This window comes from Flavobacteriales bacterium, assembly GCA_020435415.1.
Lineage (GTDB): Bacteria > Bacteroidota > Bacteroidia > JACJYZ01 > JACJYZ01 > JACJYZ01.
This window is the reverse complement of the sequence record JAGQZQ010000101.1, coordinates 1-11,281: the sequence shown is the minus strand read 5'-3', so window position 1 is coordinate 11,281 and position 11,281 is coordinate 1. Positions and strand designations below refer to the sequence as shown.

7 protein-coding genes and 1 pseudogene are annotated in these 11,281 nt (G+C 47.5%); 2 read left to right on the top strand and 6 right to left on the bottom strand.

Going from position 1 to position 11,281, the window contains the following annotated elements:
• Positions 1-139: 139 nt before the first annotated feature.
• Positions 140-1,951 (top strand): DUF885 domain-containing protein, encoded by a 1,812-nt coding sequence (locus KDD36_13075; protein MCB0397580.1) that lies wholly within the window; start codon positions 140-142, stop codon positions 1,949-1,951.
• Between the two features lie 239 nt (positions 1,952-2,190).
• Here the strand turns inward: KDD36_13075 and KDD36_13070 are convergent.
• Together KDD36_13070 and KDD36_13065 are read right to left on the bottom strand one after the other, a co-directional pair.
• Positions 2,191-4,076 (bottom strand): annotated as a pseudogene (locus KDD36_13070) (von Willebrand factor type A domain-containing protein).
• Positions 4,077-4,364: 288 nt separating this feature from the next.
• A complete protein-coding gene (locus KDD36_13065; GenBank protein MCB0397579.1) occupies positions 4,365-4,826 on the bottom strand; it encodes an OmpA family protein in 462 nt (153 codons plus the stop codon).
• Between the two features lie 342 nt (positions 4,827-5,168).
• Here KDD36_13065 and KDD36_13060 point away from each other — a divergent pair, with 342 nt between their 5' ends.
• On the top strand, positions 5,169-5,810 hold the full coding sequence (locus KDD36_13060; GenBank protein MCB0397578.1) for a peroxiredoxin: 642 nt from the start codon (positions 5,169-5,171) through the stop codon (positions 5,808-5,810).
• Between the two features lie 79 nt (positions 5,811-5,889).
• Here KDD36_13060 and KDD36_13055 read toward each other — a convergent pair whose 3' ends face one another.
• The 4 genes from KDD36_13055 to KDD36_13040 all read right to left on the bottom strand — a co-directional run bounded on the left by KDD36_13055 (position 5,890) and on the right by KDD36_13040 (position 11,131).
• Positions 5,890-8,253: a TonB-dependent receptor gene (locus KDD36_13055; GenBank protein MCB0397577.1), complete on the bottom strand. Its 2,364-nt coding sequence runs from the start codon at positions 8,251-8,253 to the stop codon at positions 5,890-5,892.
• A gap of 150 nt (positions 8,254-8,403) precedes the next feature.
• Positions 8,404-9,483, bottom strand: coding sequence for a hypothetical protein (locus tag KDD36_13050; GenBank protein ID MCB0397576.1), 1,080 nt, complete (start codon positions 9,481-9,483; stop codon positions 8,404-8,406).
• Positions 9,484-9,628: 145 nt separating this feature from the next.
• Positions 9,629-10,657 carry an AI-2E family transporter gene (locus KDD36_13045; GenBank protein ID MCB0397575.1) on the bottom strand — a complete coding sequence of 343 codons (1,029 nt, stop codon included), beginning with the start codon at positions 10,655-10,657 and terminating at the stop codon, positions 9,629-9,631.
• Positions 10,658-10,663: 6 nt separating this feature from the next.
• Positions 10,664-11,131, bottom strand: a complete 468-nt coding sequence (locus tag KDD36_13040; protein ID MCB0397574.1) for a DinB family protein — start codon at positions 11,129-11,131, stop codon at positions 10,664-10,666.
• Positions 11,132-11,281 lie beyond the last annotated feature (150 nt).

Genomic DNA, 11,281 nt, shown 5'->3' with positions numbered 1-11,281 from the left:
AAATGCCCCCAATCTTCGAAAGATGTCCAACAGAGCCTTTCAGATTGATTAATTCTCCTGATATTATGTGGCGGGAGAATGGGTGTCCATTATAAGTTCAGGATAAAAAATGTAAATTCACCTCATGCACCTATATAACATGAGAACATACCAATACCTTACTGCGATTTTCGTTGCACTGCATTTGTTTGCCTGCCAAAATAAATCGTCCGAAACCCAATCAACAGAAAAAGTGAATACTGATTCTGTTAGTGCTTTCAGGTCCATGCTTGAGCAATACAACGAAGACCGCTTGCGCCTCTTTCCCATAGATGCCACCTATGCCGGTGACAACCGCTACAATGATCAACTCCCGAATTATTCGTCGCTGGCATTTCAAAAAGAGATCAAAGGCTTCTATCAAAAATACCTCGGAGAACTTGACGGTTACGACCCGGCAACCATGGATGACAATGACAAGGTCAGCTATGACGTGTTGAAATGGGAGTGTGAAACAGGGTTGGCTGACATGACCTTTCCTTCCTATGAAATGCCTGTAAACCAGTTCAGCTCCATGCATCTGGTGATCGGTCAGCTTGCCGCCGGTGAAAGTGCCCAGCCATTTAAGACCGCAAAGGACTATGAGAACTGGCTATCCCGCCTTGATGCTTATGTCGTTTGGTGCGATACCACTATTCAGCGGATGAAGGAGGGCATGGCAAGTGGTAGGGTGTTGCCTCGGATCCTGGCAGAAAAGACGGTACCCCAGATGGCCGCCCTGGATCACGGACCGGTTGAAGATCATCTTTTTTATATGCCAGTCAAATTGTTTCCGGAAGGTATGGGTGAAGAAGATAAGGCCCGTCTGAAAGAAGCTTATACAAAAATGATAGGAGAGAAGATCATACCTGCGTACAAGCGTTTTCATGACTTCATCAAGAATAGCTATGTCCCTGCTTGCCGCGAATCATCCGGTATAGATGGCGTTCCGGGTGGACGCGCATACTACGATACCCAGATAAAAAAATACACCACCACCGATATGACTGCAGATGAGGTGTTCCAGTTGGGCATGGGTGAGGTGGATCGTTTGAAAGCGGAAATGGAGAAGGTAAAAGAAAGCGTTGGCTTTGACGGCGACCTGAAAGCATTCTTTGACCATGTGAGAAACAAGAAGGAGTTGATGCCTTTCACCCAACCTCAGCAGGTGATCGATCACTTCAATGAGATTCATTCCCGCATGAAGGTGAACCTAATGAAGCTGTTTAACAATACCCCCAAGGCAGGTTTTGAGGTAAGACGTACCGAAGCTTTTCGGGAAGCATCGGCCAGTGCGGAATATACTTCGGGCTCCAAAGATGGTAGCCGGCCCGGTATTTTTTACGTGCCAATCCCGGATGTGCACAAGTATAATATTTTTGCAGATGAAGACCTTTTTCTCCACGAAGCCATACCGGGACACCATTACCAGGTATCCCTCGCGCAGGAAAACAAGTCTCTTCCAACGTTTAGACAAACTTTATGGTACAGCTCATACGTAGAAGGTTGGGCGCTGTATTGTGAATCCCTCGGCAAAGAGCTGGGTTTGTATACAGATCCCTACCAGTACTTCGGCATGCTGAGTGCCGAAATGCATCGCGCCATCCGCCTCGTGGTGGATGTTGGCATGCACGTGAAAGGGTGGAGCAGGGAACAGGCCATCCAGTTTTCCATGGAAAATGAAGCGGAACCGGAAGCCAGTATCGTGGCAGAGATCGAACGCTATATGTCATGGCCAGGACAGGCACTGTCGTACAAAATAGGCCAACTGAAGATCCGTGAGTTGCGCGCCATGGCAGAGGAAAGACTGGGGGCTTCGTTTGATGTCCGGGCTTTTCATGACCATGTGCTGGAAAGTGGATCCGTGCCCTTGGCAGTGCTGGAAAAAAGAATTAAAAGTTGGGTTGAGGAAGAGTTGAGGGTGAAGAATTAAGAATGAATGTTGTGCAATTGAGATACCTGCAAGCAGTCGTAAATCCCGAAGGGATGATATTATTATAGAACGATGTTTCATTATGCCATTTAACCCCGATGGGGTGGCAGTGCAACATTGAATTCGTTGCTTTCCGGAGTTTTATGATCCTCAAGGTAATGTTTTCATAGGTATTCTGACATCCCACAAAGAACAAAATGCGCTTTGTGGGGTATCGGTCGAAATCTTCCGTTTAATACTTACTCCTTGCTGGCGCTCGTTACGGAAAGGGACTTGGCCATTTCAACGAGATTGATGAACTCAGCGCGATAACCTGACGCATCCTCGCCTTTGCTGCGACGTGCCATTTCCAGCACCTTGTCATAGCTTGCATTGCCCTTGAACTCCGAATTCCGTAGCAGCATTCCGAACGCAGCGACAGCTGCACTGAACTCAAATCTTTCGCTGGGTTCAGTGCTATAACTTTCCCAGGTGACCCGGTGGGTAATGGATTTGCTTTTAATCCCCTTGGGTTCTTTGTAACGCATCTTGATGGTCAGGAGTTCATCTGGGTAATGGTTATTTGTTTGCGTTACCTGATATCTCAGGCTGTCGACGTCCGGTTGTTCAATGGTGACACTGCTTCCTGTTGGAATGATTTCGTACAATGCGGTTACATGATGTCCGGCCCCAAGATCCCCGGCATCCTTTTTGTCGTTCTTGAAGTCCTCATCTTTCAATACCCGGTTTTCATAACCAATGAGTCTGTATCCTTTGACCTGATCAGGGTTGAACTCGATCTGGATCTTTACGTCTTTTGCAATGCAAGCATATTGGCGTTCAGGTCATTCACAAAGACCTTACGGGCTTCGTTGAAACTATCGATATAGAAGTAATTGCCGTTGCCTGCATTGCTGAGTACCTCCATGGTGCCGTCCTTGTAGTTCCCCATACCAAATCCCAGTACGGTGAGAAAGATATCCTCATCACGCATGCCTTCAATCAGGCTGATCAACTCCTCCTGGGAAGAAGGTCCGACATTAAAATCACCATCCGTGGCCAGGATCACCCGGTTGTTGCCATTTTTTATGAAGGCGGATTTTGCGACGTTATAGGCCAGTTGAATACCGTCGCCGCCGGCTGTTGAACCTCCGGCGGACAGGTTGGCAAGGGCATCCAGAATGACGTTCTTATGTTTAACGGTGGTAGAGGGAAGTACCACCCCTGAAGATCCTGCATAAACGACAATGGCCACGCGGTCATCAGGATTCAGCTGGTTGACCATCAGTTCAAAAGACCGGATGACCAGTGGAAGTTTGTCGGGATTATCCATTGACCCGGAAACATCCAACAGAAACACCAGGTTGTTCTTGACGTCATTATTAACGGGGACTTTCCCCTGGATTCCGATGTGAAGAAGTTTGTTTTCTGCATTCCAAGGGCAATCGGCATACTCAGTTGTTATACTCAAAGGAACATCCGGGTCCGGTTGCGGATAGTTGTAAGAAAAGTAGTTGATCATCTCTTCGCTGCGGACGGCATCTGCGTCAGGCATCCGTCCCTGATTGATCATGCGCCGGATATTGGTATAAGAGGCATTATCCACATCAATTGAAAGCGTAGAGAGGGGGGCAGCCTTCACCGATCTGAACTGATTGTCGTGAAAAGAGTTGTACTCTTCATTCCTAAAGAAATCATTGTGGTGATTTTTGTTGGATGTGCGGGATCGTCCTTTATATACGCCTGCAGCCGGAGCGCTGTAGCCAAAACTTTTTTTTACGGATGTTCGTGTTGGTGCCACAATGAAACATTCCTGCAGGGACACCGCGCCTTCGTCTATTGTAATGTCAACAACAGCAACGGGAGAAAGGGAGTCAAGGGTAATTACTTCTGAATGAAATGCGATCGTCCCAATATACATGGCCTTGACCGTATAAGTGTCAGGTGTGTTTAGCCGGATGCTGTATTTCCCGTTGATGTCAGATACGCCACCGGTTACAAGAGTTGAGTCTTTATATACCTGAACGTTGACAAAAACCATTGCTTCTCCGGAAGTCTTTTCGGTAATCTTTCCTTTGATTTCAAAAGTTTGAGCCTGGGTTGCAAATGCAAAGAGGAGGAGGCAGCTTGTGAGTAGTGTTTTCATGGCGTAGCGATTTAGGTATGCTACAACTTACGCAACGCCAGGGGCAATCAGAAGCGGAATTTACCAAGCGGTTGGTTCGGGATTCTTAGCGGTATTCAGGATCAGTTTGTGTGGTGAATGCTATCCCAAACTATGCAATAGAGAATTCTCTATTGCATAGCGATTAAGAAAATCAACCTTTTCGGTCCGTACTTCGTGCATCCGAAAAGTGATTTTCTAAATCGGGATAACCCCAACTAAATACAGGTAGTTCGGCTCGTTCCTCACCTCCTACTGCATAAGTTGGGGTTATTCTTTGTGATCCGCGTCTATGGATATGATCATCAGCTCTGTCCGGCGGTTCCTTTGATGTTCCTCTTCAGTCTTCGCATTAGACACCAGTGGGCGACTTTCTTCATAACCCCTGGAAGTGAGCCTGGTTGGTGCAATGCCTTTTTCAACGAGGTAGTTCACCACCGCCTTTGATCTTATTGCCGTGAGTCTCCTGCTGTATTTGTCTGAACCACGTTCATCACGGTGATTTCCCACTTCAATGGTCAGATTGGGGTGTTGCTGCATGAATTGCACAATGCTATCGAGATAGGGGTAGGCTTCTGACCGGAAGGTTGCTGCGTTGTAATCAAAAAGAATCTGATATGTCACCAACCTTGCTCCAACAGCGAATGAGGTGTCCTTTAAGGTAAAAGTGTCCTGAGCGATGCATCCCAGGGTGAGGGAACCGACCATCAGCAAGGCAACGCACTTTTTCATTTTCGGGGGTAAGTCTTTTAGCCCTTCTTCTCCTGGTCGTCCTGGTTCTTTTTTGCCTGCAGTCAGGCGCCGATGGCAACACCGATACCCGCGCCCATTGCGACGCCCATGGCTATATTGTTAAGGGCCACGCCCAGTGCGGTGCCTACACCTGCACCTACAGCGATCCACATGCCCATGGTATTGTTTTTCATGATGAATGATCATTAGGTTGGTTACAATTTTACAACATCAAAGCCTGTGATCCAAGAATGACAATGCCCGGATTATGTCACTGGCGTTATTCCGCATCTCTTCCTATCTTTAACCTTCCTCATTGTTAAACCATCAAAACACAAACCAATGGCAACTATACGTCTGGGCGATACAGCCCCTGATTTTACAGCCCAATCCACCGAAGGGAATATCAATTTTCATGAATGGATCGGTGATAACTGGGCGATCCTGTTCTCCCATCCCGCCGATTACACGCCCGTTTGTACCACCGAGTTGGGTACGGTGGCCAAGTACAAGCAGGAGTTTGATAAGCGAAATGTAAAAGTGGTGGCGTTAAGTGTGGACGGACTTGATTCCCACCAGGGTTGGGTAAATGATATCAATGAAACCCAGCAAACGGTGGTGAACTTTCCCATCATTGCAGATGAAGACCGCAAGGTGTCCGAGCTTTACGACATGATCCACCCAAACGCCAATGACAAGCTCACCGTGCGTTCGGTGTATGTGATTGGTCCGGACAAAAAGGTGAAGCTGATGATCACATATCCGGCTTCCACCGGGCGCAACTTTGATGAGTTGCTACGCGTGATTGATTCACTTCAGCTCACCGCCTACCACAAAGTGGCCACGCCGGCCAACTGGAAGAATGGAGATGATTGCGTGGTGGTTCCTGCCGTGGCAACCGCAGATATCCCATCCCTGTTTCCAAAAGGATTCACAGAAGTAAAACCTTATCTGCGCATCACACCGCAACCGAACTTAAACTAATCAATGGTTGAAATAAAAAAGCCCTGTAGTATTACACTACAGGGCTTTTTTTATACTGGTTAAATTCGCTTACGGGTCATTAAAACTCAAATTTATAGGATAGCACAGGCAGCAATCCGAGTTGTTTGCTTTCCCGGATGGACTGTGTCCTGTCGTCATAGTAGTAACTCCAAAGGTTCTCGTGGTTGGTCACATTCTGGATGTCGAGTTTCCAGGTCCCGGTGGTCTTCGGCCGGTTTCTGCGGAAGGTGAACTGGAAGTCGAACCGGTAGTAGTCCGGTGCGCGTTCAGCAAATACCCTGCTCTCGTCGCGCACGGTATAGCCAGCAGCAATGGATTCTTCCAGGAGAATGGGCGTCTGTCTGCGACCTCCTGCCCAGACCACCTTTCCGCTTATGCCGATCGCATTATTCTTTCCGTTCTTGCCCACGTTCCATTCCTTTCCTCCAAGCCAGTTCGTGGCAAAATTACTGTTGAACATGGTGTTGCGTTCTATCTTGTCTGTGGCGGTGTATTTAGACTGGTACAGGGAGGCGGTGGCCAGGAAGTAGAACTGGTTGGCATAATAGCGTTCCAGGGTGATCTCTACGCCGTAGTTCTTTCCGGTTCCTGAGTTGATCAGGGAATCCGTGGTGTATCCTCCGGTGGAATTAAGCGAGGAGACATAACTGTCAGGACGATTCAACACAGGTACATTGAAAAGATCCTGGTAGTATAGCTCAGTTTTCAGATTCAGGTTCTCGGTGAGACGATTCTCATAGCCTACCACATAGTGACGTGCTTTGGCGAATCCAAGATTCTTATTGGGTTGTGCGATAACACCTCCGGTGAGTTCGGTTTGGGCAAGGTAGATGCTTGGATCTTCAACCCTGCTATGTACGCCAAAGCCTGCGTTAAATGACTGCCTGGGGTGGAATTGCCATTTCATGCCGAGCCGGGGTTCAAGGGACTGCTGATCATTCATCATCAAACGGGTATAATGTATACCGCTGTTTAGTGTGAGTTTGGTGTTCATTCGAAAATTCCAGCTGGCATATCCTTGTGCAAGGTAGGTATGCCCATCGGTTTTCTGAGAGGTTACGTAGCGATCATCTTCTTTGTCGTAGATGGTGCTGAGGAGGTCATAACCCAAACGGCTGCCGATGACCCCAACGCGGAAGGTATGTCTGGCGTTGGCCTTGTGGTTCCAGAGCACCGTGCCACGCAGGTTCTTATTGGTAAAATCTTCGTCGTGGGTGATATGTTGCAGATTGCCGTTGCTATCCAGGACCTCTTCAAAATAACGCATGGATGAACCGGATGCGGTCACCACCGTTTTTAAATACCCCTTGTCGTTTAGCCAGTATTTATGCGTGATACCTGCGATGCCTGTTTTGTTGTTCACATCATTCTTAAAGGTGAGTAGCTCGTCGTCGCTGGTCCACTCTTCCTCAATGGTATTGATACCGCCCAGGCCGAAGAGGGAGAAAGTTCCGGATTTCTCCGTGGGCAGAACGACGTTATATGACATATCCTGGAATACGGGAACGGCATCACCGACAATGTCCAGTCCCAGTTTATTAAGAATGCCGAGGGTGGAGTAGCGGTAGTTGATCAGGTAAGATCCTCCGTAGGCGCTGTCGAACGGCCCTTCAAATGCCACGTCGGTGCCGAGTAATCCGGCCTGAATGGCATACTCCCTTTTTTCATTGTTCCCTTTACGCATACGCATGTCAAATACGCCGGACAAGGCATTGCCGTATTCAGACGGGAAGGCTCCGGTATAGAAATCTGAATTACTCATCATGTGGCTGCTTAGCATAGATATCCCTCCTCCTGATGATCCCAGCTCTCCGAAGTGGTTGGGGTTCGGGATCTCCATGCCTTCCAGGCGCCATAACATACCACGCGGACTGTTTCCTCTTACCACGAGTTCGTTCATGACATCATCGTTGGAGGTCACCCCGGCAAACGACAAGGCCATGCGTGCCGGGTCATCAAAGCTACCTGCATACCTTTTGGTTTCTTCAACGGTAAATGCCCGCGCACTGACGGTGGCCATTTCATTGTTGACATGTCCTTTCTCCGGTCCGTCGGCGGTAATGGTGATCTCCTCAAGTTTCACAAGGCTTTCCACCAGTTTGATCTGAAGCACGTTTTGTTTACCGGAAGACACCAGCAGATTGGGGATGGTCTGTTCTTCATATCCCAGGTATGAAATCTTCAGGGTTTGTCTGCCAAGCGGAACACCTTCTATCTTAAAGTGTCCGTCGATATCCGTTACCGTTCCGAGGATGGGGTCAATACCAACCACAATGATGTTGGCGCCTACCAGCGGAAGCTCTGTATCGCGGTCTATAATGGTACCCCTGACAGTTTGGGTGTAATCCTGCGCATCCGCGAAAAATGGAAGACAGAATGGAAAAATGAAAACGATCTTTTGAATCAATCCTGACAATCTCATACACGTGCTTTTTAAGTGGACGGCTAGTCGCCTGTTTTTGTTACACCCTAAAAGACACGAATAATTAAAAAGGTTGCATGGGAGAATGAAGAATTAAGAAATAAGAATTAAGCGGGACCTGAGAAGGCACCTTTAATTCATTCTTCATTCTTATTTCTTAACGAGCGTAAGCGATTCCAGTACTTCCTGGAGTTCGTCCCAGTACGAAACGTTGGATTGAAGCTGGGGGCAGTGGTTGATCTCTGCCAGGAAAAAGTGGCTGTCGCTTTCGGTAAAGTAGACCCACCGGTTGATGGTTACGGTCTGCACTTTTCCGTCCAGTTTCATATTGTCCATGGTGATGGAGCTTCCCATCAGGATACCGTTCTCGGAGGCCACAAGCTTTTCCATGGATACCCCAAAGATCTGCATGAAAATATTGGTGAATCCGGGTAGGGTAAGGTTGGAAACGTGGGGTGCGAGTAAGCTTTTGTCGTAAGCTATGAGCTGAAATCTTTCGGTGATCCTCAGGCTGTCAATGCCTACTAGGTCACGGCGGAGTGAAGCCATTTCGTTTTCCAGCATGAAATCATACACCCTGTGGATGCTGTCTTCACCCATGAGGTTGGCCATCGAGTCCGGGTAAAACGAGCGGAATTTCTCGTAGGGTGTTTCATTACGTGACTCTTCAATAATGCTGTTGATAAAGTCATTGCCGGCGCTGTCGGTATATACAAGTGGGAGCGCCTCGGTGGGAAGTTCAAAAAAGAAAAAGTCGATGTCGAGCAGCATTTGGCCATATGGGTTCCGGCTGAGCTGCGGACGGATCTCATCTACGGATTCTGTCAGGCCCGAAATTCTCAGCAGCTCTTCCATGGTCCTGCCGGCCTTTACTTTGGTCCACTTATCAGATGGTTTTTTAAACGCGATACCCAATTGTGAGTCGATGAAATAATCATTGCTACTCAGGTCGCTCTGGCTTTTAACGGAAGGCTCAAAAAGGTTAAGGGCGGTATTCCCGAAGGTGATCTTGAGGGCGGCACCTGCAGTGGCTTTGTCGGAAACAACGGTAATGACCAGCATGATCAGGGAGAAGACCATGAAAAAGCCCATGGAAAGAAGGATGGGTTTTCTGGGTTGTTCGGTTTTCTGTTCTCTTCTGAGAATGAAGAAAGACAGCAGTGCCAGTAAAAATGCGAGGCCGATGCCTCCGAGTTTTAAAATCTCTACGACGTCGAGGTTTGAGAACATATGCACATTGTTAATGAGGCCGTAAATGTAGGGAAATAGTTCAATCCTGGGAATTGCATTTTATTTGACGCAAAATCACGCTACAAAAGCATCAATAACAGGGTGTATTTTTTTTGCTCCGGATTTTGTGGCCGGTCATACTGCCCTAAACCTTTCCCTTATCCGAAAGTAAAATGGCGATGGGTCTGGTGGCTGGAAAGTGGGAAAAGATGATCACCATCATAACGGTGATCGGAACACTGAGCATCATACCTGTAACGCCCCAGAGGGCGCCCCAGAAGGAAAGGGACAGCAGGGTGACGAGTGCACTGATGTTCAGGGAATTTCCCATCATTTTCGGCTCTATGATGTTGCCCATGATTACCTGGATCGCTCCTACACAAACAAGTACATAAACGAACGGACCTACCTCGCCATATTGTAGTAAAGCGAATACGGCCGGAAATACCGTAGCGGTGAGCGAACCGATGGTGGGGATGTAATTCAATAAGAAAATCAGGAATGCCCAGAAGAACGGGGCCTGGATGCCAATAATGAACAACGCAATATAACTGGCCGTACCTGTGATTATGCTGATCAATGTTTTAAGGCCGATGTAGTGGGAGATGCTGTCACTGATCTTGACCAGGATGCTGTATATTTTATCGTATTGCTTTTCATCTGAGAAAAGAGCCTTCAGTTTGGGAAGGAAGAAGGCCTCTTCAATAAAAATGAAGATCACGTAGATAAGGATCATCACCGCATTACCCAACATGTCGGATATGGAATTGAAGATGGAGGAGAGGATGGCCCCGAAATCCAGATCGCCGGCATATTGATTCACATACCGCATGATGTCGATGTTGAATTGTTTGTTCAGGCCATCGGTTACGTGGTGTATGTTGCTCTCATATTGAGGGTAAGATCTGGCCAGTGACTGGATGTTGACTGACAGTACCCGGCCAATCATGCCCAGGGCGGCAAAGATCACAATGGAGGCCAGCAGGTTGTTGATCCAGTTGGGGACCTTGTCGTTGATCCAGGGGATGCGGTTCAGTAAATGTTTGATCTCCCGGACCAGAAACCAGATGCACCATGCAAACACGAACGGGATCAGAAGAGAACTGCCGTAAATAAGAATGATCACAACGGCAATGCAGATGATCAATGAAGAGGCGATGCGGTTGACCGACATATTTGATTATTGAACCGGTTGTTGAAGTAAAGATTTCATCAGTGCGATCTGACCGTAATGATAAAGATTATGTTGAATATGACCATGCAATGTTACATATACCGATGAAAACCCCTTGAGGATGGGTCGGTCGAGATCGTTGTCTCCCAGCTGTTCTACTTCTTTATAAAGCCGGTAATAACTTTCATCAATGTTTTGGACGGTCTCATTCCACGGTGTTGTGATATTCGTTGGCCAATCTTCTTCGGCAGTCAATACTTTGTTTGCACCCTGCAATCTTCCGGTTACCACATGTTCTGTAGCCAGTACATGCAATGCAATGGAGTGAATGGTCTTAGGAAAGTGAGGAAGGGTGCGGCCGGCCAGTTCAGGATGAATATCTTCCAGGATATCCTTGACCGATAAGCCTGCCCAGCATTCACCATGATACATTCGGTGAAGTTGATCAAGCAGTCGTTTTACTTCTGTTCCCATGGTTGAGGTTTGTGAGGGGAAGATAGGGAATTAGTGGGTAGTAGTTAGTAGATAGTAGATAGTAGTTAGTAGTTAACGCGTTGACCACTTAGGCATGTTGAAAAGAATGTTGAGAATCGGGCAAAAAAAAGTCGTGCAAACAACTGAATA

Coding starts and splice junctions, on each gene's coding strand:
- KDD36_13050 (MCB0397576.1), bottom strand. CDS start 9,483: ATGTTCTCAAACCTCGACGTCGTAGAGATTTTAAAACTCGGAGGCATC.
- KDD36_13045 (MCB0397575.1), bottom strand. CDS start 10,657: ATGTCGGTCAACCGCATCGCCTCTTCATTGATCATCTGCATTGCCGTT.
- KDD36_13075 (MCB0397580.1), top strand. CDS start 140: ATGAGAACATACCAATACCTTACTGCGATTTTCGTTGCACTGCATTTG.
- KDD36_13065 (MCB0397579.1), bottom strand. CDS start 4,826: ATGAAAAAGTGCGTTGCCTTGCTGATGGTCGGTTCCCTCACCCTGGGA.
- KDD36_13060 (MCB0397578.1), top strand. CDS start 5,169: ATGGCAACTATACGTCTGGGCGATACAGCCCCTGATTTTACAGCCCAA.
- KDD36_13040 (MCB0397574.1), bottom strand. CDS start 11,131: ATGGGAACAGAAGTAAAACGACTGCTTGATCAACTTCACCGAATGTAT.
- KDD36_13055 (MCB0397577.1), bottom strand. CDS start 8,253: ATGAGATTGTCAGGATTGATTCAAAAGATCGTTTTCATTTTTCCATTC.